Here is a 25,216-nt window from a genome sequence, read left to right on the forward strand (position 1 = left end):
CCGGGCCGGACCAGGGCGGGGCCGGGGCATGGCCGGGCGCGGTGTGACGGGTGGGGCCAGACTGGAAGGAGTGGCGGAGCTTCCGGAAGGCCCCGCCCCGAGCACTCATGGGAGGTCGGCATGAAGGCAGTCACACGGATGGACGTACCCGTCGAGTTCGAGGGCGACGGGGTCGAACTACGGATGCAGGACATCGGCGGGGACACGGAGGTCGCCTTCGTGCGGCTCCCCAAGGGCGCGGACATGGGCCCGGCCCTGAAGGACGAGCCCGACGGGCTGTGCCAGGTCCCGCACTGGGGCTACATGTTCAAGGGCAGGCTGGTGATGCACACCAAGCAGGGCGACCAGACCTACGAGGCGGGCGAGGCCTTCTACTGGGCGCCCGGCCACGCACCGGAGGCCCTGGAGGACTGCGAGTACGTGGACTTCTCGCCCCGCAAGGAGTTCGAGGAGGTCATCGCGCACATCAAGTCGAACATGGGCTGACCCCCACTCACCGGCACCGGCGGAAAGGGAACTTGGAGGCAACCTTTCCCGGAACGGCGACCACACATGAGTCGGGACCCCCTTCACGGGGGCTCCACACGAACCACGTGTTCACCCGAACCACGTACGTTACGTAAGGACTCATCCGTGGCTTCTGCCTCCTCGCGCCCGTCCCACCGCCGGTCCCTCCGCAAGCGCCGCACCCTCGTGGTCACCGCCGCCGCCGTGGCCGCCGGAGTCGGCGCCGGCGTCCTGGTGATGAACGCCAACGCCGCCCCCACGGACCTCTACCACCAGGTGCTGCCCGCCAAGGACGGCTGGGCGGCCTCCGGGTCCGGCACGACCGGCGGTTCGAAGGCGGACGCGGCGCACACCTTCACGGTCTCGACCCGCGCCCAGCTGGTGAAGGCGCTCGGCTCCCCGACCGACACCACCCCCCGGATCATCAAGATCAAGGGCACGATCGACGCCAACACCGATGACGCGGGCAGGAAGCTGAGCTGCGCCGACTACGCCTCCGGGACCGGCTACTCGCTCTCCGCGTACCTCAAGGCCTATGACCCGTCGACCTACGGCAAGAAGGTGCCGTCCGGCACCCAGGAGACCGCCCGCAAGGCCGCCGCGGACAAGCAGAAGAAGAACATCGTCTTCCGGGTGCCGTCGAACACCACCATCATCGGCGTCCCCGGCACCAAGGCGGGGATCACGGGCGGCAGCCTCCAGGTCCAGAACGTCAAGAACGTCATCATCCGCAACCTGACGTTCGCCGCGACTGAGGACTGCTTCCCGCAGTGGGACCCCACCGACGGCTCGTCCGGCGAGTGGAACTCCAACTACGACTCCGTCACCCTGCGCGGGGCGACCAACGTGTGGGCCGACCACAACACGTTCACCGACGAGCCGACCTTCGACAAGTCGCTGAAGACGTACTTCGGCCGCAAGTACCAGATCCACGACGGCGCCCTCGACATCACCAACGGCTCCGACCTGGTGACCGTCGAGCGGAACCTCTTCTCCAACCACGACAAGACGATGCTGATCGGCAGCAGCGACACCGACTCCACGGGCAAGCTGCGCGTCACCATCCACCACAACGTGTGGAAGGGCATCGTCCAGCGCGCCCCGCTGGCCCGCATCGGCCAGATCCACCTCTACAACAACGTCTACGACACGACGAGCCTCAACGGCTACGAGCCGAAGTACAGCATCGACTCCCGCGCCAAGGCGCAGGTCGTCGCCGAGCACAACGTCTGGCGGATCCCGGCGGGCGCGAAGGTCGCCAAGCTGCTCAGCGGCGACGGCACCGGTTCACTCGCCGGCAAGGGCAACCTGGTCAACGGCACCGCCACGGACATCGTCGCCGCGTACAACGCCGCGAGCTCGAAGAAGCTGAAGACGACGGTCAACTGGACCCCCGCCCTGACGGCGGGCCTGGAGACGTCGGTGAAGGACCTCCTGACGTCCCTCACGGCCTCGACGGGCGCGGGCACCCTGTCCTGACCGCCCCTCCCGAACGTGACCCCGCCCGGCCATCCTTCTCCGGTGGCCGGGCGGAGTCACCGCGGACGCACGGGGCGCCCGCTGCCATCAGGCAAGGCGCACGACGTCGTTCTCCGGTGTCAGGAGCCAGCGGAAGTGGTCGATGAGCGGCTCGACCGTGTGGGGATCACGCAGGACCACACCGAGCTCGATGTTGTCGGACAAGGCGCGGTCGGTCAGGTTGGCGCTGCCCAGAAAGGCTGTGTGGCGGTCGGCGGCGATCAGTTTGGCGTGCAGGACGCCCGAGGTCCCGGCTCGGTGCCAGACGCGCACACTGTCGGGCAGCGCCGCGAAGGCCGCCGATGCCTGTGTGGACTCCTCGAGCAGAAGGTCCACGCCCACTCCGCGATCGACCGCCCGCCCTATTTCTTCGACGATGTCCCGGGCGCCGTGCGCGGCGAAGCTGGCGATCAGCAGTGACGATGCCGCCGAGCGGATGATGTCCACCGCGACTCCGCTCGTCAGCCGGGCCGGTACCGACGCACTCATCGGCCCGCTCACCACGACCTGCGCGGGAAGGGGCCGGGGACAAGCGCGCACCGTGGCCAGAGCGAGGGCCAGCCCCGATCCGGGCATGCCGGGCCCTTCGATGCTCCAGGCGCGGATGATCTCGGTGAGCTGTTGTGCAAGCCCCGCCGCAGGCTGGGCGGCTATGAAACGGGCGAGCAGCGGATCACCTGGGTCGGTGACGGCCCCGAGGACGTGTTCCAGTGCGACGACACGGTCCTCGGGTAAGCGATCGCACAGGGCGGCCAGGAGGCCCGGAAGGCGCGACGACGAGGCGGCGGTCCGGGCGGCGGGTACAGCGCCATGAGCGGCGGCCCGACGATTGCCGGGCTCATTCGGCTCGCGTTTCGCCGTCGGTTCCCTCACGTCACTCACGGCCTGAACGCGCATTTGTCGTCGGCCAGTGTCTCCACCAGCAGAGCCCGGTCCAGGAAGTGGTTTCCCCGCTCGCACGAGGTCTCCGCGGCGAACAGGCACGCGTGGCAACCCGCTCCGTGCAGCCGGGAGTGGATGCGCGGGTCGTGCTCGGCGCACATGGGGTCGGAGCTGCACAGCCGGGCCTCTTCGAGGGCCTGGGCGATCGCCGGTCCGAGACGTTCCCTGCGGCCGAGCGAGACGAGACCACCCAGGGTGCCCTCGCTGTCGGGGGCGGCTGTGTAGAGCAGGATTCCGGACATGGGGTCGGGCCCCGACCGTGCGTAGACGCGCTCGGCTATGCCCGAGGCCCCGTAGCCGCATTCCAGGGCGAACTGGCGGATGAGGACATGGGCCAGGGTGTGCAGAAGCACGTACCGGATGCCCGGCCACCGGGGTTCGACGCGGCGGGCCACGCACCACCCCAAGTGGGCGGTTTTCAGCTTTCCCTCACGGGCGACTACGGCGTCCTGCTGCTCCCATGCGGCGAGCCGGTCCTCCTTGAGCGCGAGGAACACACCCTCGCCGCGGAGTTCGGCGCAGGGAACCCAGGTGGGGCGGCCGTCGCGGCTGAGCGGAGCCACGTGGCGCGAGCCCGTCTCCTCGCCGGGCAGCCACTCGGGAGCTTCTATGCGGGTGAAACCGGTGAGCGCGGACACCTCGCGCAGTCGGTGCACGAGCACGACGCTGTCCAGCCAGTCCGCGGTGTCATCGGGGAGCCGCCGTTCGCGCACGGTGGTGAAGTCCGGCAGGGCGTGGTCGCGGGGGTGGGTGAAGGCCCGCCATTCGGGTGTGGTGAGGTCGAAGTCCTCGTCCTCCTCACCCTGGTCGCCTGCGACCGCCTGGGCCTCCTTGGTCACCGCCGCCCACACGGCGTCCGTTCCGTACTGCTCCAGCTCGGGCCAGCAGGCCTGGGTGGGCAGCAGCATCTTTGCCGCGTCCGCGGGGACGGCGGCCAAGGGCGAGAGCAGACTCCAGTGTTCCTTCACCGCCTGGGTGAGGGGTTCCTCGGCCCGGGGGATGCTGAACAGCTTGAGCTGGGAGGCGAACCAGCTGTTGGTGGCGCCGAGCACCATGGTGCGGGTCGGTTCGGGGCAGCCGCCCTGGGCGAAGGTGCCCAGGTGAGGGTGGTGGCCCCGGCAGGCCGGCAGGTTCCGCTCTCCTGCCTGTCCGAGGGCGTCGGCCATGGAGCGGGGCTGCACTCCGCAGGTGCACCGCACGAAGACGTTGGCGGCTTCACCGGTGGTGCCCGACTCGGTCAGGCTCAGGGTGTGCCCTTCGCACGAGGTGTCACCGCGGTGCACGAAGTACACCCAGGGAAAGTCGTCCATGTGGCCCTCGGGGCAGGCCACGAGGAAGCGGGCGGGCAGCGCGGTGGGCTGTCCTTTACCGGGGCCGCCGCAGTTGACGTGGACGTACTTCGTCTTCTCGGGCCGGTAGGGGTTCTTCTTCAGCTGGAAGAGGCCACCGGAGGCGGGGGCCAGCTGGTTGCAGCGCTCGCGTGAGCAGCGCAGCCAGCGAGGGAACAGCCCGACGGGTACACCCGTCCTGGTCCAGTCGCCGTACGGGTCGGCGGGGTCCTCGGGCATGTGGGGCGGGGTACGCAGGGCGGCGACCTGGCTGCCCAGGCGACGCCGTACGGCGGCCAGCAGGCGGTCCTCGGTGAGGACGCGGGCGCGGACGGGGTCCCAGTCGTCCAGGCCCATGACCATGGTGGAGAGGTTGGGCAGGTCGGTGACGGCGCCGATGCCGTAGGTGTGCAGGAGCTGGCTGGGACGCAGTTCGCCCACGCGGAGTGCTTCGGCGGCGGGGGCGGTCATGTGGTCTCCCAGGGATCTGAATCGGTGTCCGGGGTAGCGGCGTCCGGTTGTTCACGCGGAAGGTAGGGCGGTTCGCCGGCGAGGTCGCCGCCCGCGTCGCCGGTGAGGATCAGCCGGATCGGGGGCTCGACCTCGCGCAGCGACGTCGGGCAGGTCATGAGCCGCCACGGCCCGCTGTCCGGTTCCAGCAGGAGGGGGGCGACGTCACCCTGGCGTCGGGCAGCGCGGTAGCCGAGGACCGCACCGGGTGCCTTGCGTTTCTGTTCCCAGTAGTCGAGTCGGGTGTCGAGCCGGGCCCGGACCTCGTTGGCGATGTGGCGGTTGTCCGTGACGTCCTTGGCGCGCAGTTCGAGGGAGCGGACGGCGTGGCTGACGACCTCGCCGCGCCGGTCGACCCACTGGGCGCCGCGGTTGGCGTTGTAGTCGGGCTTGAGGTTGCGCACGAGGGCCGCGAGGACGCCGGTGAGCCCCCGGTCGACGGCGCGGTCGGCGAACGGTGTGACGGACAGGGCTTCCACGTGCTGGTAGATCGTGGCGTGGAAGGACTCGAACGTCTCGTAGTGCGAAAGGTCGCGTGGGCGGGCCCAGTTGAGGACGGTGAAGACGAGGCCGGGCGCCCGGCGGCCGACGCGGCTGGTCGCCTGGATGTATTCGGCGGTCGACTTGGGCTGGTTGTTGACGACCATGACGCCGAGCCGGGAGACGTCGACACCGACGGCGATCATGTTGGTGGCGAGCAGGACGTCGATCGGGCGGGGCGCCCCCTTGGGCCTGGGGCCGAAGGTGAGGTCGAGCTTCTCCAGGATGTCGGGGATGGCGTCGGAGGCCATACGGCTGGTCAGCTCGGCGGGCTCGCCGATCCACCGGGCGGCGAGTCCTCGGCGGTCGGCCCGGACCAGCCTCGCCGACACGTCGTCCTCCACGAGCCGCCGCATGCCGCCCAGGTCGCGCAGGCTGTTGAAGTAGCCGACGAGGGTCATGTACGGGTCGGTGAGGTCGCTCGGGCCGTAGGTCTCGTAGAGGTGCTGGGCGGCGGCGAGCTGGGCGACGAACACCCTGATGGCGACCGACTTCGTCCGCACGCCCTGGGCGCAGATGCCCACGTACCGTCGGCCGGGGGTCTTGTCGGTGCGTCGGCGCCGGGCGAAGAACGTGTCGTCGGCGTTCAGTCCGGACGGCGGGAAGACCGCGGTTCCGCGGGCGAACAGGTCGTGGATCTGGCGGTCGGCGCGACGGACCGTGGCGGTGGAGGCGATCACTTTGGGGCGTACGGACCGGCCCTGCTGGGGCTCCCAGGTGGAGAGTCGGTCGACGGCGGTCTCGTACAGCCCGGTGAGGGAGCCGAGCGGGCCGGAGATGAGGTGCAGCTCGTCCTGGACGATCAGGTCCGGCGGCCGCACCCGGACGGCGTCGACGGTGTGGGCGGCTTCGTGGTCGCCCGCCGCCGGATGGCTGGAGGACTCCCAGTCCGCGTCGACCGCGGACGGGGTGACGTACCCGTGCCGGGTGCAGAGTCGGGACACCTGGCCGAACAGGGCCTGGGTGTCGCCCTTCCACGGCAGCTGGGCGAACTTGTCGACGGTGGCGATGACGAGGCTGGGCGGACGCCGGTAGATCTCCTCGTCGACGACGAGGACGGGCAGTCCCTGCTCCTCGGGGGGCAGCCCGAAGACGCTGGCGCCGAAGGGGCACTCGTAGGCGTCGGGACAGGTGATGAACGTCCGCCGGAGCACCTTGTCGACGGTGATGTCGCGGCCCGCCTCCATCTTCGAGCCGCACCACGGGCAGCTGGTGAGCTGGTGGGGGGAACCCATGCGGCCGAAGCCGCCCCGGCCCTTGTCCTTCTTCTGGTCCTTGGCCCAGTCCTCCGCCTGCTCGAAGGTGTTGGGGGTGACCCGGCCGCCCACCCACAGCCCGATGCGGAACGGGTTGTGGCCCCACCGGCCCTCGTCCTCCCGGCGGATCACCTCGCAGGCGCAGATCAGCGCGGCGGCCCGCTGGAACTGCTGGATGGTGAGCAGCCGCAGGGTGTATCGCATGATGACGGCGACTCCGTGCTCGGCGTCGAGTCCGCCGAGGTGGGGTTTGCGCCGCCGGATGGCGAGGGTGAAGGCGGTCAGGCCCAGATACGCCTCGGTCTTGCCGCCACCGGTGGGGAACCAGAGAAGGTCGGCCAGTGCTGTCTTGTCGTCGGCGCGCTCCGGATGGCCGGGGTCGGCGAGCGAGGGCAGGTTGAGCAGCAGGAAGGCCAGCTGGAAGGGGCGCCAGCTGCGGTTCTTCGGGAGGTCGGCCGCCTGGACCGCTTCGTCGAGCGTCAGCGAGGGGGTGCGTCGCCGTTCGCGGGCCGCGATGGTGTGGACGCGCTGGTGCCACATGGCGCGGTTGGCGAACCGGAAGGCGTTCAGGGCCTCGGGATCGTCCCGCAGCAGGTCTATCCCGGCCTGGATGCGGTCCGCCGCGATTCCGGCGAGGCGCATGTTCTCCGCGGCTTCGGCCCGGTACGCGTCGAGCTTCTCGGCGGGGTCGTCCACCGATTGCTTCTGTCGCGCGATCCACGACCGGTAGCCGTCCACCAGGGGCAGCAGTGCGGCCCGCAGCGGGTCGGCCTCCAACCGGCTCAGCTCGCTCATGTCCAGCATGAGGTCGGCCAGCTCGGACAGGTCCGCGTCCTCCTCGCCCCGCGGGTCCGGTACGTCCGTGTGCGGCACCTCGTACGACGGGGTGGCCGTGGTGGAGACGCTCACGGCCCGACGGCGGTCGGCCGGGGAGACCTCGGCGTGCACGCCGGTGCCGTGCCCCACGGCGAACTCGGGGTGGAAGCGGTACGTCATGGCGAGCGAGCGTCGCTCCGCCTGGTCGCCCCCGAAGGGTTCGGCGGTACGGCGCGGCAGGAACGGCGAGGTGTCCGGCGCGCCCGTGACCCTCATCGACGCCTGGAACATCCAGTGGGCCGAACCGGGCCTGTTCTCCTGTCCGTTGACCAGGAACAGCGACACCAGCCAGGAACCCTCGTGCAGCCGCGCCCGCCCGCGCACGACGATGTGCGGGAAGTGCTGGACGTGCAGCGGCTGGGCCGCGATCCTGCCCTCGACCAGCTTCACGCTGACGGTGCCCGAGCAGGGCACCCGGTGGAACACCCGCTTCGGGTTGCCCTCGATCTTGGAGTCGCCCCGCTCGTACCGTGCCCACTCACAGGCGACGGTCAGCTCCTGGGTCCCCTTGTCCACCCGGACGGTCAGTCCCAGAGACGACGGGTGGAGGCTGGGCATGTGGGGCGCGGACGGCTCCGGGTCCCCCGCCTCCGGTTCCTGTTCGGGCGCCACGCTCGGCTCGTCGAGCGTCTCGGGCGCCACCTCCTTGCCGACGGTCAGGAGCTCGTTCCCGCTCTCGTCCCGCATTCCGCCGGGGGCGAGCCGGCCGATGATGTAGTGGTCCAGCGGGTTCCCCGCCAGCTCCTCCTGTTCGTCCCCGGTGGGCCCGAGCAGATCCCGCACGACGAGCTCGGCGAGCCGGTCGCGCAGCGCTTGAGGGGTGGGCGCGGACAGCACCGGGTCGGACGGATCCGGCCCGGTCCCGGAGGATGCGAGGGATTCCTGGGTCACGGGGCCAGAGTAGGTGGGGCCACCGACAACCGGTACGGCCTTCTGCGCGGAACCTGATCGACCACTTCGCATCACGCCATCCGAGGGGCTGCTTTCGGCCGGATCCCGATCAAGGTCTTTGGCGGTGAGTGTGACGCTCGTTACTGTGCGTCGCCCGAGGGTAGGAACCACGCTGCGCGCGTGGTGAGCGTGTGGGGGCGGAGGGCGAGCGGGGGCGCATGACGGACAGCACGACCGGCGGCATCCCGCCACAGCCCACCCACGTGACGGGTCACCACGGCATCCCGAGCGCGGGACCGGCACCGCCTCCCGACTGGGCGCACGCCTCGAAGGGTTTCGGGGACAACGGGCACCGGGGCGACTTCGGCGAGCAGTTCATTCGCATGCTGGCCGCCGCCGCCAACATCGACGCCGCCCGAAGGGAGCGCGACCGGGTCGGCGTGGACTGGCAGTTGGGGCATCCGGGCCAGCTGGGGACCCGCCGGTACCCGATCATCGAGGCGCAGGTGAAGTGCACGTCGTCACCGGAGATCCACCCGGACCACATCGCCTACGACCTCAAGCTGAAGAACTACAACCAGCTGGCCGGCCGGGACTACTACGTCCCCCGCTTCCTGTTCCTCGTCCTCGCCCCGTCCGACCCGTTCACCTGGTCGCACGCCACCTCCGACCGGCTTCTGCTGCGCCACGCCGCCTATTGGGCGTGCCTGCACGACCAGGAGCCGTGCGAGGACGGGACCACCAGGAGGGTCCACGTCCCGCGTGCCAACCTCCTGACCGTCGACTCCTTGCACGACCTGTTCACCGAGGGCCGTGCACTGCTGAGGGCGTCATGAACGTGATCACGGATGCGGAGTTCGAGGAAGCCGCCAAGCTGCCGCCGAAACTGCTGCGGCGCTATCTGAGCGGCAAGGGCTGGCGCTCGGAGCGCGGCCTGGCCGGCGGTGAGCTGTGGGAGCGGCTCCCGGACGCGGAACCCGGCCCGCCGTACGAGGTCCTGGTACCGCTGACGCAGCGCCGTGACTATTCGGGGCGGGTCGTCGACATACTGGAGACCCTGGCGGTCGTCGAGGCTCGCACACCGGGCGCCATCCTGCGAGAAATGCAACTGCCACCGGCGGACTGGCAGTTCCTGCGTCTGGTCCCGCCGGGCCCGTCCGGTACGGCTCCCCTGCTGGACCTGGTGTCGGCCCTCTCCGGTCTGAAGGACCTGCACACCGCCGCCGCGGCTTCCGCGGTGACCCCGCAGGCCGTTCAGCCGGGGCAGAAGCCGCAGGCGGTGAAGGAGCACGTCGCGTCGGTACGGCTGGACCAGACACGGGTCGGCAGCTACGTCATCGCGGCGCACACGCCCTTACCGGACCCGAGCCCCCAGGAAGAGCCGGACGAGCCACGGCAGGCGTCCCTCTTCGACGACGCGTTCCCGGGCGACGTGCCGGGCTCGCGCATCTCCGAGCCCTTCGCCCGCACGGTCTCCCGGATGCTGTTCGCGGGCGTCACCTGCGCGTACGCGGCCGCCGAGGAGACGCTCGCCCGCGACTCCCTGGACGGGTTCGGGCGCTACACCGAGGCGGGTCTGTCGGCGAACCTCTGCGAGGCGCTGGTGAGGATCGCCGGAGAGGAACAGCGGCCCTTCTCACTGGCCTTCGACTGGTCGCCGGAGCTGCCGGTGGAGCAGCACTCGCCGCCGGTTTCGCTCACCCCGCTGCATGTGCGGGTGCTGGAGGACGGCGCGAGGGAACTGCGCGAGCGGGCGGCCCGCGAGGAGGGCGCCATCCTGCGCGGGGTGGTCACGCGGCTGAGCGGACAGGGTGACCGGCAGGCGACGATCTACGGCTCACTGCTCCATGAGCCCGCCTCGCGGCTGCGCAGCGTACGCGTGGAACTGCGTCCGGAGGACGTGGACAGGGCCACGGTCGCCTGGCGTGACGGGCTCCAGGTGGCGGTGCAGGGGGACGTGGAGCCGTACGGGACGGGGGTGCGGATGCGGGGTGTGCGCCAGTTCGTGGTCAGGCAGGAATGAGAAGGCCGTCGAACGCCGCGAAGCTCTCCGTACCTCAGAAACCCAGATGGGTGATCTGGACGATGTAGACCCGCTCGCTGCGCACCACGACCTGGTACGTGAACATGCCGCCCGGGACGATGACGTCCCCGCCCTTCGGGTCGACTCCGTCGTGGGCCCGGCCGTGCACGTGGACCGCCTCCGCGGCCCTGACCAGCTCGTCCGCCTTTCTTTCCACAGCGGCGAGGAAGCCGGAAGGAGCGGTGCGGGCGGCCTCCTCAGCGCCGAAGGCGTACTCCCACTTCCAGCTCACCCGCGGACTGCCTTCATGGCCTCGTCCAGCACGGCGCCCAGTTCTCGCAGGGCCTCCTGCGCGACGACGGGATCCTCGTGCTCCAGGTCGCGCTTCGCACGCGCGTGGCGGGCGGACAGATCCGGGCAGCGGGCGATCTCGATGTCCCTGGCCCAGGCGAGGACCCAGCTGCGTACCGGGCTCAGGGACTGCCACTCGACGGCCTTGGCGAAGGCATCGTCCTTCGTGCGCTGCATCTCCTCCAGCCGACCGGGGTCGACGACGGCGAGGGCGGCGCGCAGAGCATCGGGAGTCTGCTCGGGACGCGGGACCAGCTCATGTCCGTGATCGGCCTGGGTGCTCATGGTGTCCTCCAGAGGGTGCCCCGGCCAGAGTATCCGGCAGGGGACACCGTGCGGCCGGGCCGTGAGCGGAGCGCGCCCCGGGGCCTGCCGGGTGCTTCCTGCGTCCGCCTGTGCCGGGTCGTCCAACAGGAGCGCGGGCCCGCGCTCACGCGAGGCGTCGGCGCCGTTCACCGCTCTGCCTCCGCGTGTCCTTGTACCGGGTCGGCCACGCCGGTGGGTGGTCGACCTTCCCGGCAGTCGCGGCAGCGGGCGCCGGGCCCGGGTGCGCGGATGCCGCGGTCACAGCCGTCGCAGTTGTGCACGGAGAGCAGGACGGGCGGAGGCTCGACGGGCGGGCGCCACGGCGGCAGGGGTGGCAGCTGGGCCGTGAGGCGGTGGGCCAGGAGGGCGGCCGGGCGGCGCAGGGGGTCGGGTGGCAGGTCGCTGGTCAGAGCGTGGCGTACGGCGGTCGGGCTGAGGTCGCGCTCCAGCCAGGCGGCGACGCCGGGGGCGAGGTGTTCGGCGTCGGTGGCGGACAGGAGAAGGCGGGGGTCCGTGCGGCGGAGGCCGGCGAGGACCTCGGTCGCCGTCTGGAGAAGGGCGGGGGAGGCGTACGCGGGCTGCGGTACGGCGGGGAGGGCGCGGCGTGCGGGTTTCCGCTGCGGCGCGTTCGCTGCTCGGCGGGCCGGGGGCCCCACCGGGCGCTTCGGGGTGTCGTCGGTCGCGTCCGCGTGTCGGCCCGGCTGGTTGCAGGAGACGGTGCGCGTGACGATACGGCCGCTCTCGGTGCGTTCGCGAGTGCGGCGCAGGTAGCCGTGGTCTTCCAGTTCGCGCAGGGCGGCGGCGATACGGGCAGGGCTCTCGGGGAAGCGGTGGGCGAGGGTCTTGATGTCCACGCGGGCGCCGGTGGGCAGGGACTGGATGTGTACGGCCAGTCCGATGGCGAGCGCCGACAGCTGCGGGTGCTGCGCGAGGTGGTTGCCGATCACCGTGAAGCGGGTGGTGTGGCGGGTGTTGTCGTGGATGACGCCGCTCGGGTGGGTGTTCGCGCGGGCGGTCCGGTGGGGGTGGTTTTTGCCCGCTCCACGGGTGTGGGCGCGCGGGGGCGCGCTAGGGTGCTGCGTGTCCATCAGGAAGGGCCTAACTTCCTCGGTGGTCAGGCCCTCGCACTGGGATGCCAGTCCCGGCGGGGGCCGTCGCATGTCTGCGGTTGTGTGGCTGCCGCGGTGGTGCGGTGCCGCGCTGAGCGTAGAGCAGGCAACCCGTCCCGAGGTCGGCTGAGTTGGGGATGTTCACTCGCCCGAGTGAGCGTGCGCCGTGGGCGGGAGGGGTGGGGCTTGGTGAGGCTTCTTTCCTCATCATGTTTCTTTGGGAAGAGCGCCTGTGGCACCGGAGTTCAGGGTTCTGAGCGCCGGTGGGAGGACGGTGTTCCGAGCTGCCACGTCGGTGGTGGTGCAGATCGCCGGGTAGAGCTGAAGGCACTGGCCGGCCTCCACGGCGGCGGGCGGCTCGGTGAACGGATCCGCATCGAATCAGCGGTGCTTGACGAGCAGCCGCATCCAGCCGCGCTGTGGATGTAGCAGCAGCCCTGGAGTCACAGGACGCCCATGCCATACGTACGGTTCTCGACACTGAAAAGCGTCGAGAACCGTACATACACATACACCGCCGGTGCAAGGGGGCAGAAACTCACAGCCGCTACGCCGTCTTTGTCGTCCTCAGGTCGACCTCGCAGTCGAGTGTCTGCGTGTACTGCTTGCCGCCCTGCACGTATTGAAACTTGCAGTATCGGGCGGATTTATCCGGCGGAGCCGTGATCTTCAAGTGGGCGAGATAGTAGATGTCGCTCTCCTGGCGCGCGGGAACGACGACCGGTTCTTTGATGTGATTCTTCAGTCGGTCGAGGTCCGGCATGTGCGGCTCCCCTTCGAGCACCAGCAGTGCCAGTCCTTCTGTGTCATCCCTGCTGTAGGCGCCATATTCGACCACCTTGATTCCCCTGGGTATGTCCACCAAGGAAACTCCAGTGATCTTTATTTCCTTGGATGACTTATTGACGGGAATCGGGAGTGCGAACCACCAGTCCTGCCCCACCTCGGCCTGGTTGCTGCCTACCACGCCTTGGGACTGCATCCCTCCGTGCAGGGCATTGCCGCGTACCGGAGCCGACTCTTTCCCCGTACTCGTACACGCAGCCAGCAGAACTGATGCAAGGGCCACGGCGCTCGCGGCTCTAATAGGAGTAGAAGACGCCAGGATTGTCCCAAACCGGGCCATTCTTCCCCCAAATGTCATGGCGATGCTTCTTGCTCTTACCGGCGGTGATTCGCTGCTTATGCTCTCGGTCATACTGGGTAGTTGCCCCGACCGAGAACCCGTAGACGCTGGCGGCCGCGGACCACTTGACGCTCTTCCCCTTTGACAGCTGGAAGTACGAGCCGGCCGGAACGTATGCCTTGTTCTTTTTTGGCGCCTTCGAGAAACCGAGGATCCCGTCCTTGTGCCGGACATCTTTTCCGTACTTACCGGTGGGGCTGCCGGAAGGGATCTTGTACTTGGACGGGATGACCTTGATCTTGCGGTAGACGAGCGAGCCGCACTGCTTGGTCTCCTTGACCTTCTTGTACTCGATCGGAACCTTCCACTGCTTCGCGAAGTACGGCCCTCGGTTGGTGTATCCCGTGGCTACACCGATTGTTGAACCGAGAGTTCTCGACCCGGAGATCTTCCAATTCTTCCCTTGCGCCACACCGATCTCAAGGGTGAGGGAAAGTTTCTCATCGTAGTCGACGGACGCCTTTGTGTCCCAATTGGCGTGGCCTTCGGCGACGGTGGTGTAGGCGATCTTTTTTGAAAGGACTTTGTACGACGTTCCGCAATCGTAGCTGAACGGCTTCACCGCACGTGAACTGATGTCGGTTCCACCGACGAGGTAAGGGTTGTAATCGTAGGCGGGGGCCCCGGTGTCGGTCTGCCACACCGGCAGCGGATCATCCCCGATGGTGTCAGTCGGGAGTTTGTCGATCTGGGAGCTCCAGCTCTGAGCCATTCGACTGGGCGTAGGCTCGTCCGCCACCTCCGGAGACAGCGGCAGCAGAGCGGTGGAGGACGCTTCTCCGGTGGCGGCCGTGGCTACCGCGGCACCGACCTGGCTGCTGGGAGTGGGGGCGGCTGCGGTGAAGTGGGCAGTAGCGGATTGCGCGACTCCTGACCCGGTCTCGCCTGTGGCTGTGGCCTGCAGATTCAGTGCCCCGCCGTTCGCGTCCACTGCGGCCTGGACATCGGCGGGGAGTGGCTGCGGAAGGTCAAGCGTCCATGAGCCGTCGGCCGAGGTGGTGGCTGTGCCGAGTACGGGCAGTTCGACGGAGGTTCCCGCATCCTCGGGCAGTAGATCCATCGCCTCCACTACCACCGGCAATCCTGCGGCTGGTGTGCCGTCACCAAGAGTGAATTTTCCACTGACTGTTGATGTCGGGCTGGGAGCCGGGTCAGATGTCGGATCGGTGTCAGCTGCAGGCACATCATCATCGGTGGAAAGAGAAGTGCCGAAGTGCGGCTTCTCGTCCAGCGGTGGCGCGAGACATGGCGCAGCGTCGACAAATATCTCACCGAAAATTCCGGTGCGGATCTCACCGTTCGCGAGTGTCAATTCACTGCTGCCCGTGTACCCCTTGATTGTACCGGAGTAATTGGCGTAGCCAGTGCTCGTGTGTACGGTGCCAGGGCCCGGGCTCCAGGCCTGGACCGCATCGGTCAGACCTGTGGCGATTGTGTTCGGTGCTTTCAGGACCGGGTTCGTGATCCTCCCCGCAGCGACTTCCAGATACGGCCATTCCTGTATCTCGCCGCCAGTGAGTGTGTAGATTTTGTCTCCTGCCATCCACACATCGTCGGCATTTTTGATCGCGATGGCCCCGGAATTGGTCGCAGGGATTTCGGATGTCAACGCCGAGATGGTGCCGGCGCCCGTCACGGGATCACTCTGTTTGAATACGGTTATCGCGCCGCTTTCCTTCTGCCCGAACAGGCGGCTTCCCCCGGCCCATACCCGCTTGAATGGCTTCCAATCCATTTCGTACGTCTTGACGGATGCCAGAAGAGGGCCGCCTGTGGCGGTGTTGTCCCTGTAGGAATTGAGGACTTCGCCCGACCCCGGCACTTCGTAGATGATTCCGTTTCCGCCGGTGAAGATGCGACTATCGCCCGGTACGGTCGCGGTTCTCTCTGTGTCCAGGATGGTGCCGTTGGCGTCGCCTCCCTGCGGGTCCCAGTCCACATACTTCCGCAGGGTACGTGGCGTACTGGGGTCGGGCGACGCGGGGCCCGGCGGAATTTCCAGGACGTATGTAGCCACGTTTGGCTGACACTCGGCCGCAACGGCGTTTTTGGCGGCAATTACGGAAGGGACGGTGAACGAACCGGTCAGTAGAGCTGTCACGCACAGCGTGTGGACAGTCATTCCGACGGGCCTCCCCCGGAGGCTTTTCTTCATGATTCTCCCCGAATGAGCGACGAATGGCGCCCTGAAGGGACGCCTTGCCGCAGGCATGTGTCGGAAGGTCCCAATGTGCGCATCTGGCCGCCATGGTCCGTGGCGGTGTGATCTGTGGCTTCCACAGATCTGATTCAACCGACGATCACGGAATCTACTCTTCTGCGTCTGGGTGGTGAATGCAATTGAGGTAGATCTGAGAAAGCGGTGGTATCAGAGCATGCCCAAAGCTTGGAAATGCGCTCAATCGGACGGCCATGTCTGCCTCGTGCGCGGGGCGATGGCAGTCGTGGTGATCTCTCAGATGCGTAGGTCACAGGGGTATGACGATGCTGGCCGGGTGTGCGGCCGGACGCGACGAAGCTCCGTTGCGGAGGTGACCGTGCCAAGTCGCCGTCCCGCAACGGCGACGCTTCGATGAGCGGTCAGGCTGCCAACCGCCCTGGCCATGCGCATCCCGACCGGCGACGCGGCGGTCCGCCGGGGGCACCAAGTACACCTGCCCCCGGCGGAGCCTGACCGGCGTCCTTGGTCACGACCCGGCCGGCACCGCCACCCTTGCTCTGGACGCCAAGAGCGCCCGCGGCTCAGGTCTGGTGCAGCCCCGCCGCGCACCTATCGCCGCGGTGACCGGCACGAAGCCGGCCGAGGGTGGACTTTTGCAGTTCATCTCACTGAGAGTGGCGGCGCGTGCTTACCGTGAACAGTGACGACGCCGATGCGTAGGGTGACTGTCCGGGGCTTGTCCAGTGCTGTCCGGGCTGTCGGAACCGTTGGCACGGGTACGGACGTTGCGGCACGGAGGCACGACGGAGGGGTGCGGTATGTCGGTGGACGGCGAGGTACGGCGGCTCAGGACCGAGGCGGACGAGCCGGGGTGGGAGGTCGACCCGGACGACGACTGGGGTGTGGCCGTGGTGGCCACCGTGGGGCGGCAGTTGCGGCTGCGGCGGGAGGCGGTGGGGATGCGGGCCGCCGAGTTCGGGGCGGCGGTCGGGTACGGGGAGGACCTCGTCTACAAGATCGAGGGCGGGAAGCGGATTCCTCGGCCCGACTATCTGGACAGGGCGGACGAGGTGTTGGGGGCGGGTGGGTTGCTCTCGGCGATGAAGGAGGACGTGAAGAAGGTTCGGTATCCGAAGAAGGTTCGGGATCTGGCGCAGATGGAGGCCAGGGCGGTTGAGCTTCAGCTCTACGATCCGCTGAACATCCATGGCTTGTTGCAGACTCCGGAGTACGCACGAGGGCTACTCCGGATGAGGCGTCCGGCCTACAGCGAGGACGAGGTGGAGCGGTTCATCGCCGCGCGTGTGGCCCGCAAGGCCGTATTCGAGCGGGATCCGGCGCCTGAGATCAGTTTCGTCCTGGAAGAGTGGACACTGCGGCGTCCGCTTGGCGGCAGGGCGCTGCTGCGCGGACAGCTGGAGCACCTGCTGAAGATCGGTCAGTTGCGGAGCGTGGAACTTCAGGTGATGCCTGCGGATCGCGAGGAGCATGCCGGGGTCGACGGCGGGATTGAGGTGCTGAAGTTCGTTGACGGCTCGGCCGTGGGACGTTCGCCAGCCGTGGCCAACGGCCGACCGGTGACCGAGCCCAGGCAGCTCCGTATCCTGGAACTGCGATATGGCATCATCCGGGCTCAGGCCCTCACGCCCCGTGAGTCGACGGTCTTCATCGAGCAACTGCTGGGGGACACATGATCCGCAACACCTCGGCCGGGGACGTTCCCGACCTGGCGTGGTTCAAGAGCAGCTACAGCAGCGGCAGCGAAGGTGACTCCTGCATCGAGGTTGCGACCGCTCCCGATACGGTCCATGTCCGCGACTCCAAGAACATCGGAGGCCCGCAGCTTGAGCTGACGCTGGACGCGTGGGCAGGCTTCGTGAAGTACGCAATCGGGAGCTGACTCCTCAACTGCATACGTCCCCGCTCCTGTGATGGCACCAACAATGGGAATGGTTGGCGCTTCCTCCATATGCTTCCGGCGAGAGATTTTGGCACATCGGTGTTGAGTGCATTAACCAGACTGCACCGCATGTTTTCACGGCTGCAACCCGCAGATCCCACGTGTTAGAACAGTGTGCCGTCTGACGTCTCCTTCGTCGGAGCAGGATGCTTTCTCTGGGCGGGGCTCTTCTTGCTGTGCAGGCCACGACGAACTTCGTCTGCGTAGACGGCGTGATTGAGTTCCAGCAGGCGGTCGTTCATTTCAACCTGGACGTTGGGGTCGACGGTCCATCGCAATCCGTGAGGGGTTTCGTGGAAATCGTGATTTAGGTGCAGGGGCGTCCAGTCGAAGCGCGTAGCAAAAGGATGAGCGAGATAAGACTCGGATACGGCCTCGTCGATCTCGACATGGATCTCGCGTAGCCGCTGGATGTCTGCGCCGAGATTATCCGGGTTGTGGACCTGGTTATAAAGGTCAGTCAGCCCAAGTTGTGGCGAACGGGTGACCTGGACGTGGCGGCGGTGCTTGTGCAGCTCCTCGCCGATTACGCGGATGCGATCAGTAAGTTCCGGTTGCGGAAACGTATCGAAGCCGTCTGACGGTGTATAGCGCAGGCGCGTCTCCAGTGTTGACTCCCCCATGACCGTCCACCAGTTGAAGTGCCATGCACTGCTCAGGAGCGCGAGCATAGCTGCCTGGTTGGATGTGTGGAAGACTGCCAATGCGTTGGAGTACACCTGGCCAGCCGGAACGATGCTTGGCATGCCGTACTTGCTGTGTAGACCGATTACAAGAACTCGATCAAAACCCGCGATTGCCTTGCGCATGGCTGTGCGGTTGTCTCCGTACAGCCACCAGCGCTGAGGTAGCGGATTTCTCAATTGGAAGCTTCCGTCAGCCTTCTTGCGCTGACGTTCCGGGCGGACGCGCTCTTCGAGAATGGAAAAAACGTCCGGATAGGTGCGTGCCTCATCCTCGGTCATTTCATCAAAGTCGATCGCCCAGCGCTTCGCAGAGGAATCCGGCCGATTGTTCACTTCGTCGTTGATGAGATATGGTCGAAGGACCCTCTCGTTGCGTGCATCTCTGGTGATCAGATCCCGCGCTTCGCTTGGGTCTAGGAGGAATCCCTTCCCTGTTGTTTTGCAACCCTGGGATGATTGGCCGGCGAAGGTCTTTAGGATATGAGGTCGCCCAGTAACCCTTGACGGTTTGGTCAGGCTGGAACTGATTCCGGGAACCTCTGTACCGTCGAGCATAAACCTTTCGTGTTTGTCATTTTTGCTGAGCCATACCAGTGAAACAGACACGCTTGCTTGGCCTGGCCATGGCTGTGACTTTACTGCGCGGACAATTTTTCCCCCATGCTTGGCCACCCTTGCCAGGCCGACATCGTGTGAATCTCCCTGGGCGATGGTGTTCACGAGGATGAGCCCGACGCGGCCTGCCTGAGTCAGGTACAAATCGCGCAGCAAGAAGTACGTGCACAGATCGGCGCGCCCCCCAGAAGTGAAGCCACCGGAAACCACTTGCCCGATATAGCTGAGGCTATCTTTGCCGATCCGGCCACTAATCTCTGTCCCACCGATGAAGGGTGGGTTTCCTGTCACGGCATCGAATCCATAATTTCCTTGTACAGGATCGGCTACAATTTCTGGGAACTCAAGCGGCCAATGCAGTGGACGCAGCGGTTCAGTACGTGGGCCGCCGCTGGGCCCGAGCAGCCAACTGTCAATGACGCCCCGCGCCTCGGCTGCTGCGGTTTTATCTCCCTGCAACGCCCGTCCGACGAGCTCTGCTAGGGAAGCCAGTCGGTTCCCGTAGGCGGCCTCCGACTTGGCCATCGCTGTGGACAGCTTCGCGGCTACGACTGCATCAGCAGCCAGGCGCAACTGTTCGGTCAACGCTTCCGCTTCAGCGAGTTTCGAAGCCTTCACCCGCACATCACGGATGTCGAGCACCTGGTGCTGCTCGATATCCCGACGTAGCTCTGCCGATCGTGACAGCAGAGGGCCGATGATCTTGTCGATGTCGCCGGAGAGGCGAGCATTGAGACGCCGCCCCTCGCTGGGCACCAGATGGAATGCCTCGATCTGATCAGCGGTAAGGCAACCAATGAGCGAGTCCCCGCACCGCAGCGCATGGTCAAGGAACGAGAACGGCCGCCCCTTCGCCAGCGTCACCAGCCACAGCGACAGCTTGGCCAGCTCCACCGCCATGGGGTCGCGGTCGACGCCGTACAGGCACCGGTCCGCCACCAACCGCCGCGCGATCTGGTGCAGTTGCTCGTGGTCGTCGCGGTCCACGTCCTGGGCGATCTCCGGCGGGAGCTCGGGCTCCCTGAGCCACGCCTCCACCACCCGGTCCGACAGGTACCGGCAGGCCGAGACCAGGAACGCCCCCGACCCCATCGCCGGGTCCAGTACCCGCAGCTTCAGCAGCTCGTCCGCCGACTTCGCGCGCCACACCCCCGGCTCCGCGCCTTCCGCCGGACCCGGCGCGAAGCACAGCGGCGCCAGCGTGTGCTCGACGACCTCCTCCGCCAGCGCCTTCGGCGTGTAGTGCGTGCCCGTGTCGCGGCGGTTGCCGGAGCGGACCATGACGACCGAGCCCGCCGGCCACACCTTCGGCTCGTCGCGCAGGTCGAGCCCGTACAGGCCGGAGAAGGCCGCCGCCCGCTCGACCAGGGCCGCGTCACTGCCGCACGCCGTCTCCAGCTCGACCGTCACCGCGCCCGACTTGGCCTGCGCGGCCGTCACGGTCGCCGGCTTCGTGCCGGCGGCAGCCGCGACCTGCTCCGCGAGGGTTCCGGCCGCCTCCCACTCCTCCAGGTGGGCCAGTGGCAGCACCGCCTCGTACTTCTTGTCCCGCCCGAAGGAGACGCCCACGTACGGCTCGTCCGCCCACCGGCAGCCGTACTCCAGCAGACCCTCGTAGACGTGGCCGATCTGCTCGACGTCCAGGCCCTTGTACGACAGGCGCTCCTTGCCCTTGAAGCCTTTGCGGGCGCGCAGGGTGAGGAGGGCGTCGAGGATCTCGTACACCACCCGGTCCGTGACCCTGGCCCCGACCAGCCACGGGAAGCGCGACGGGTCGAAGAGCGAGCCGCCGTACGCGGGGATCCACAGCCGGTCGTGGGTGCAGCCGCCGTGGATCGCGGCGAACACGGCGAGCAGGCGCGGCCAGGTGGCCTCCACCCGGTCGCCCAGTTCGTCGCCGTGCAGGCTCTGGGCCGTCGCCAGCTCCTCGTGGAGCGGGCCGACGGCGTACGACGCGTCGTACAGCTCGTCACCGGCGGGCAGGAGCCGCTGCTCCTCCGCGTAGAGGAGGAAGACCAGCCGCATCATGACGGTCAGCGCGCCCTCGTACACGTCCTTCGCGGGGACGCCGGCGAGCAGCTGCCCGCCCGCCTCCCGGTCGAGCCGGGACAGCTCCGCCACCAGCAGCGACACCGCCTCGCGGACCTGGCGGCCCAGTGTGTCGGTGACCTCGGACTGGGCCTTGGCCGTGCGCTCGAACAGGCCCGCCGTCGATTCGGTCGGCTTGCCCTCGGCGTCATGCGGCGGGCGGATCACCCGGCGGGCGGTGAGCAGGCTCGTGAAGGCGCGGGCCAGGATCGGTTCCTCGGACCACAGGTCCGCGTCGAAGACGGCGACGGTCGTCGCCTCCTTCGGGCGGGCGTGGACCAGCGCCCACTCGCGGCCGTTGGTGACCAGCGCCAGCGGCACGTTCCGGGCCCGGCACAGCTCGGCGGCCCGGTCGGTGAGGCCTGGCTGTTCGCCGCGGGGGCGGTTGAGGGAGCCGCCCCAGTCGTCGGTGCGGAAGAACAGGGCGCGGGGAGCCAGCCCCGACTGGCCGGGACCGAGCAGGACCGCGTCGGGCGTGTTCGCTCCCGCGTGCAGCGACTCGGGGATCGCGGCGCCCTCGCGCAGGCCGGGGGCGCGCCAGTCCAGCAGCTCGGTCAGCACGAACCGCTCCCAGGAGGACCGCAGCAGGGCGGGGTCCTCCTGGACCTCCGCCCAGGCCTGCCGCAGCCGCGCCCGGACGTCGTCGGGGATGGTGTCGAGGCCCGCCCCGAAGGCGCCCACCAGCACCGGCAGCGAGATGAACGGGCCGTCGGGGCGCAGCAGCCGCAGCCAGTCCTCGTGCTGCTCGGCGGGGGTGGGGACCGAGCCCTTCGGCGGAAACTTCCTCCGTGCGGAGGCTGCGGCGGGGGCGGCGGTCGGCATCAGCGGCTCTCCTGGCGGGCGGTGGCGGAGACGGGTGAGAGGGAACGGGGGACGAGGAAGGTCACGGCTACCGGGAACCAGCGGGGCGAGGGGTCGGCCCAGCGTCGGCGCAGCGCGGCCGTCTCCGTCTCCATCACCTGCGGCAGCCGCTTCCAGCGCTCCTCCAGCGCCTCGCGGTCCGCGCGGAGCTGGCGCCGTTCGTCGTCGATGTCGAACAGCGACTCCTGCTGCCAGTGCCCCTGGTCGTCGAGACGGTCGCGGATCGACTGCCGCAGGTCCTCCAGGACCGCCCGCATGCCGTCGACCTCCTCCTCGCAGCGCTTGGCGAGCAGCGTTTCGAGGGAGCGGAAACGCCGGTTGGCCTGCGTGTTCAGGGCGCGGCCCAGCCGGTCCTCCAACTGCGGCCACAGGCCGGCGAGTTCCGCTCGTACGGCCTCTGCGGGCAGCTCCTCGGTCGCGGCCGTCAGCCACGCCTCGACCTCGTCCTTCCTGGCCACGGAGAGCTTGCCGCCCTCGATCAGCCCGCCCGCCGCGATCACTTCCTCGTGCAGGCGCGCGCCGCCACTGCCCGTGATGACGACCCGGCCGTGAGCCACCAGCGCGGGCTGCCGCAGCAGCCCGTCCGGCACCACGCGTGCCGTCACCCGGGACAGCTTGGCCGACGTGTCCGCCGACCACAGCTCCGCCCGCAGCAGCCTGAGGCACATCTGCACCAGCCGGTGGCCCAGGTGCAGGTGGACCACGTCCGTACGGTCGCGGGCGTCGGCCTCGTCGAACACGACCGGGCGTTCCCTGCCGGTGAGCGGGTGCCGCAGGCCGTCGTTGCGGGCGCGCGCCCAGGCGCCGGGCAGCTCCGGGAGCCGGAAGCAGCGGGCGCCGCGGCCGGGCTGGGGGTCGGGGACCTCGGTGAGGTCCTTGCGGTGGGCCAGCAGCAGGCCCGTACGGACGACCCGCTCGACCGTGGCCGGGGTGAGGTGCAGCTCCTGGCGGCTGCCGGCCAGGGCGTCGACCAGGCGTTCCAGGTCCCGGGCCAGGTCGCGCTCCACCTTCAGCACGGCCTTCCCGGACCGCTTGGTGATCTCGGCGTCGGCGGTGGTCCAGCTGGAGCGGCGGCCCAGCATCTTCTGCTCCACCTGCGCGGCGATCACCTCGCCCGCGCTGCCCAGGTCCTCACGGATGCGCTCGGTCTTGCGGGCCGCCACGGCGAGGAAGTGCAGCTCGTCCTCCAGTGCCCCGTCCTCGTAGCCGGAGTCGGTGTGGAGGTCGTGGGCCGGGTCGAAGCCCTGCCAGCCCCGGGGCACGAAGTGGAACACGTCCACCTGATCGGCCTTCTGCCCGTGCCGGTCCACGCGGCCGTTGCGCTGCTCCAGACGGTTGGGGTTCCAGGGGATCTCCCAGTGCAGGACCCGGTGGCAGTGCGCCTGGAGGTTGATGCCCTCGCTGGCCGCGTCCGTGCCGAGCAGGATGCGTACGGGCGACAGGTCGGGGCTCTCCTGGAAGACCTGCTTGACGCGCTCGCGGTCGTCCCGGTCCTGGCCGCCGTACAGCTGTGCGATCCGTTCCTCCGGATACCCGGCGGCCAGCAGCTGCCCGTAGAGCCAGCGCTGGGTGTCGCGGTACTCGGTGAAGACGATGACCCGCTGGTCCTCCCAGCCGCCCTTCGGCCCGCCGGGGCAGACGATGTCGTCCAGCCACTCCCGGAAGCGCTCGAACTTGGCGTCCGGACGCTTCCCCGCCTCGATCGCCCAGACGTCCAGTTCCTTGAGGAGGGCGTGCTCCCGGTCGGTGAGGGGGCGCATCGCCTGGCGGGCCGCGGTGAGGGCGCGCTGCGCCGCCTCGGCCTGCTCCTGCTCGTCCGCCTCCTCGGCCTCCTCGACCCCGTCGATCAGGGGGCGCAGCACGCGCACGCTCGGGGCCGGTTCCTCCTCGGCTGCGGCCCGCCGGGACGTCATCGTCTCCAGATGGGTGTGAACGGTCTCCGCGAACGCCTTGGGCGAGGACAGGAACCGCTTCTTCAGCAGCGTGGTGACGAAGTCGGCGGCCGTCCGGCCCGCCTTGCCGTCGCCCTGGTCGCCGCGCCGGGAGCGGGCGTACTCCGCCAGCTTCGCGTACGCCTCCCGCGTCCCCTCGCTGTGGTCGATCTCCAGGGCGTGCGGGACACGCTTCGGGAAGCGGGGCTTTCCGTTCCACAGCGGTGGCAGGTCGGACTTCATGCGGCGGACCATCACCCGGCTCAGCTGCTCGTTCGACGGCCTGACGCCCCGGGCGAAACGGTGGTCGTCGAGCAGTTCGAGCAGTGCGGTGAAGGACTCCAGGTAGCCGTTGTGGGGGGTCGCGGAGAGGAACAGCCGGTGCTCGCAGTGGGGGGCCAGCAGCTTCACGGCCTGGGTGCGCTGCGAGTCCACGGCGTACTTGCCCGTCCCCGACGGGGCGCAGGTGTGCACCTCGTCCACGACCAGCAGGTCGAAGGCGCGCGGGTACTCCGGCACGTGGGGCAGCACCTCGCGCAGCATCCGCAGCGGACGCTCACGCTTCAGCCAGTCGATCGAGACGATCAGCCGCGGATGGTGCGTCCACGGGTTGGCGTACGGACCCGCCGCCCGGCGCAGCTCGCGCAGCATCCTCGTGTCGACGATCCGGAAGTCCAGGCCGAACTTGTCCCGCATCTCGTCCCGCCACTGAAGGGTCAGCCCGGCGGGGCACACGATGAGCATCGAGCGGGCACGGTGCCGCAGCATCAGCTCCTGCATCACCAGGCCGGCCTCGACGGTCTTGCCGAGACCCACGTCGTCGGCGATCAGTAGGTTCGTGCGGGGCATGGAGAGAGCCCGGACCACCGGGTCCAGCTGGTAGTCCTGGATCTCCACACCGGAGCGGAACGGGGCCTGGAGAGCCGTCTTGTCGGCGGAGGCGATGGCACCCCAGCGCACTGCGTCCAGGAAGGCGTCCAGGCGGCCGGGCTCGTCGAAGCCGTTGCCGGGGGACGGCAGCTCGTACTGGTCGTGGACGTCCGTCGCCTGCTCCAGCTCCCACACGACCCGCAGTTCCTCGTCCCGGCCGTCGCTCTCCAGGGACGACAGCTTGACCAGGTGGGTGGTGGCGGCCTCGGCGGCACGCGCCGGGTCGTCGCTCGCGGCGGTCGAGCGGACCACGTCGGTGACCACCCAGGGGCGGTGGCGCACGGTGACACGTTGACCGGGGGCCGGCACGGGTGTGCTCGACGATTCCGGACCTGCCGTCTGCATCACCATCTCGCTGGTCCCCCCCAGATCGCACGGACACACCTTTCCCCGGCGGCTGTCCAAGTCTAGGTGCGGAATGAGCGGTGATACCCGGGTCGGGGCGGATGCGGGCGGACAGGTGGAGAACGGGACAGCGGAGTGGGTTCCGAGAGCCTTCCGAAGGGCCCGTGGATCCGCATGTCTCACGGGACGGTTCGTCCGGAACCAGGGGCCGTTGCATGATCACGTTTCGTCTGGAGTGTCGTGCTGGCCCGTCCTTGGAGGGGACATCCCGGTTCGGGCAGGGGGCGGACGCAGCG

General features: G+C 68.5%; 16 protein-coding genes. 6 read left to right on the forward strand and 10 right to left on the reverse strand.

Annotated elements, in window-relative coordinates; all coding sequences use genetic code 11:
- Nucleotides 1-120: 120 nt before the first annotated feature.
- Both AC067N_RS16180 and AC067N_RS16185 read left to right on the forward strand, forming a co-directional pair.
- Nucleotides 121-486, forward strand: coding sequence for a cupin domain-containing protein (locus AC067N_RS16180; RefSeq protein WP_478679492.1), 366 nt, complete (start codon nt 121-123; stop codon nt 484-486).
- A 147-nt stretch (nt 487-633) separates the two neighbouring features.
- Nucleotides 634-1,986 (forward strand): pectate lyase family protein, encoded by a 1,353-nt coding sequence (locus AC067N_RS16185; protein ID WP_478679493.1) that lies wholly within the window; start codon nt 634-636, stop codon nt 1,984-1,986.
- A gap of 87 nt (nt 1,987-2,073) precedes the next feature.
- Here AC067N_RS16185 and drmC read toward each other — a convergent pair whose 3' ends face one another.
- Genes drmC through drmA form a run of 3 tightly spaced genes read right to left on the reverse strand, consistent with a single transcriptional unit; the run spans nt 2,074 to nt 8,368 of the window.
- On the reverse strand, nt 2,074-2,922 hold the full coding sequence (gene drmC, locus AC067N_RS16190; protein ID WP_478679494.1) for a DISARM system phospholipase D-like protein DrmC: 849 nt from the start codon (nt 2,920-2,922) through the stop codon (nt 2,074-2,076).
- Entirely contained in the window at nt 2,904-4,766 is a 1,863-nt protein-coding gene (drmB, locus tag AC067N_RS16195) for a DrmB family protein (RefSeq protein ID WP_478679495.1), read from the reverse strand. The genes drmC and drmB overlap by 19 nt, the downstream gene beginning before the upstream one ends.
- The gene (gene drmA, locus AC067N_RS16200; protein ID WP_478679496.1) at nt 4,763-8,368 is read right to left on the reverse strand and encodes a DISARM system helicase DrmA; all 3,606 of its coding nucleotides are present in this window, start codon (nt 8,366-8,368) and stop codon (nt 4,763-4,765) included. The genes drmB and drmA overlap by 4 nt, the downstream gene beginning before the upstream one ends.
- Nucleotides 8,369-8,586: 218 nt before the next feature.
- Here drmA and AC067N_RS16205 point away from each other — a divergent pair, with 218 nt between their 5' ends.
- Both AC067N_RS16205 and AC067N_RS16210 read left to right on the forward strand, forming a co-directional pair.
- The gene (locus tag AC067N_RS16205; protein ID WP_478679497.1) at nt 8,587-9,204 is read left to right on the forward strand and encodes a DUF4365 domain-containing protein; all 618 of its coding nucleotides are present in this window, start codon (nt 8,587-8,589) and stop codon (nt 9,202-9,204) included.
- Complete coding sequence (locus AC067N_RS16210) at nt 9,201-10,391, forward strand: hypothetical protein (protein ID WP_478679498.1); 1,191 nt, start codon at nt 9,201-9,203, stop codon at nt 10,389-10,391. The genes AC067N_RS16205 and AC067N_RS16210 overlap by 4 nt, the downstream gene beginning before the upstream one ends.
- A 34-nt stretch (nt 10,392-10,425) precedes the next feature.
- On the opposite strand, the gene AC067N_RS16215 is transcribed toward AC067N_RS16210, so the two are convergent.
- The 5 genes from AC067N_RS16215 to AC067N_RS16235 form a co-directional block, all read right to left on the reverse strand.
- On the reverse strand, nt 10,426-10,683 hold the full coding sequence (locus AC067N_RS16215) for a hypothetical protein (RefSeq protein WP_478679499.1): 258 nt from the start codon (nt 10,681-10,683) through the stop codon (nt 10,426-10,428).
- Nucleotides 10,680-11,027 (reverse strand): hypothetical protein, encoded by a 348-nt coding sequence (locus AC067N_RS16220; protein WP_478679500.1) that lies wholly within the window; start codon nt 11,025-11,027, stop codon nt 10,680-10,682. Before AC067N_RS16220 ends, AC067N_RS16215 begins: the two co-directional genes overlap by 4 nt.
- A 167-nt stretch (nt 11,028-11,194) precedes the next feature.
- A complete protein-coding gene (locus AC067N_RS16225; protein ID WP_478679501.1) occupies nt 11,195-12,136 on the reverse strand; it encodes a helix-turn-helix domain-containing protein in 942 nt (313 codons plus the stop codon).
- A gap of 568 nt (nt 12,137-12,704) precedes the next feature.
- Nucleotides 12,705-13,139, reverse strand: a complete 435-nt coding sequence (locus AC067N_RS16230; RefSeq protein ID WP_478679502.1) for a hypothetical protein — start codon at nt 13,137-13,139, stop codon at nt 12,705-12,707.
- A 100-nt stretch (nt 13,140-13,239) separates the two neighbouring features.
- On the reverse strand, nt 13,240-15,465 hold the full coding sequence (locus AC067N_RS16235; RefSeq protein WP_478679503.1) for a hypothetical protein: 2,226 nt from the start codon (nt 15,463-15,465) through the stop codon (nt 13,240-13,242).
- Nucleotides 15,466-16,322: 857 nt separating this feature from the next.
- Between AC067N_RS16235 and AC067N_RS16240 the strand changes: the two genes are divergently transcribed.
- Nucleotides 16,323-17,198, forward strand: coding sequence for a helix-turn-helix domain-containing protein (locus tag AC067N_RS16240; RefSeq protein WP_478679504.1), 876 nt, complete (start codon nt 16,323-16,325; stop codon nt 17,196-17,198).
- Nucleotides 17,195-17,404: a DUF397 domain-containing protein gene (locus AC067N_RS16245; protein WP_478679505.1), complete on the forward strand. Its 210-nt coding sequence runs from the start codon at nt 17,195-17,197 to the stop codon at nt 17,402-17,404. The genes AC067N_RS16240 and AC067N_RS16245 overlap by 4 nt, the downstream gene beginning before the upstream one ends.
- A 164-nt stretch (nt 17,405-17,568) precedes the next feature.
- Here AC067N_RS16245 and AC067N_RS16250 read toward each other — a convergent pair whose 3' ends face one another.
- Nucleotides 17,569-21,675 carry an Eco57I restriction-modification methylase domain-containing protein gene (locus AC067N_RS16250; protein WP_478679506.1) on the reverse strand — a complete coding sequence of 1,369 codons (4,107 nt, stop codon included), beginning with the start codon at nt 21,673-21,675 and terminating at the stop codon, nt 17,569-17,571.
- Complete coding sequence (gene drmD, locus AC067N_RS16255) at nt 21,675-24,926, reverse strand: DISARM system SNF2-like helicase DrmD (protein WP_478679507.1); 3,252 nt, start codon at nt 24,924-24,926, stop codon at nt 21,675-21,677. Before drmD ends, AC067N_RS16250 begins: the two co-directional genes overlap by 1 nt.
- Nucleotides 24,927-25,216: the final 290 nt, after the last annotated feature.

Source organism: Streptomyces sp. NPDC042364 (assembly GCF_056437585.1).

Excerpts from the sequence above, each read along its gene's own strand:
- AC067N_RS16250 (WP_478679506.1), bottom strand. The coding sequence starts at position 21,675 with ATGCCGACCGCCGCCCCCGCCGCAGCCTCCGCACGGAGGAAGTTTCCG.
- AC067N_RS16205 (WP_478679497.1), top strand. The coding sequence starts at position 8,587 with ATGACGGACAGCACGACCGGCGGCATCCCGCCACAGCCCACCCACGTG.
- drmB (WP_478679495.1), bottom strand. The coding sequence starts at position 4,766 with ATGACCGCCCCCGCCGCCGAAGCACTCCGCGTGGGCGAACTGCGTCCC.
- AC067N_RS16210 (WP_478679498.1), top strand. The coding sequence starts at position 9,201 with ATGAACGTGATCACGGATGCGGAGTTCGAGGAAGCCGCCAAGCTGCCG.
- AC067N_RS16240 (WP_478679504.1), top strand. The coding sequence starts at position 16,323 with ATGTCGGTGGACGGCGAGGTACGGCGGCTCAGGACCGAGGCGGACGAG.
- drmC (WP_478679494.1), bottom strand. The coding sequence starts at position 2,922 with ATGCGCGTTCAGGCCGTGAGTGACGTGAGGGAACCGACGGCGAAACGC.
- AC067N_RS16180 (WP_478679492.1), top strand. The coding sequence starts at position 121 with ATGAAGGCAGTCACACGGATGGACGTACCCGTCGAGTTCGAGGGCGAC.
- AC067N_RS16235 (WP_478679503.1), bottom strand. The coding sequence starts at position 15,465 with ATGACTGTCCACACGCTGTGCGTGACAGCTCTACTGACCGGTTCGTTC.
- AC067N_RS16225 (WP_478679501.1), bottom strand. The coding sequence starts at position 12,136 with ATGGACACGCAGCACCCTAGCGCGCCCCCGCGCGCCCACACCCGTGGA.
- AC067N_RS16245 (WP_478679505.1), top strand. The coding sequence starts at position 17,195 with ATGATCCGCAACACCTCGGCCGGGGACGTTCCCGACCTGGCGTGGTTC.
- AC067N_RS16220 (WP_478679500.1), bottom strand. The coding sequence starts at position 11,027 with ATGAGCACCCAGGCCGATCACGGACATGAGCTGGTCCCGCGTCCCGAG.
- AC067N_RS16230 (WP_478679502.1), bottom strand. The coding sequence starts at position 13,139 with ATGCAGTCCCAAGGCGTGGTAGGCAGCAACCAGGCCGAGGTGGGGCAG.
- drmD (WP_478679507.1), bottom strand. The coding sequence starts at position 24,926 with ATGGTGATGCAGACGGCAGGTCCGGAATCGTCGAGCACACCCGTGCCG.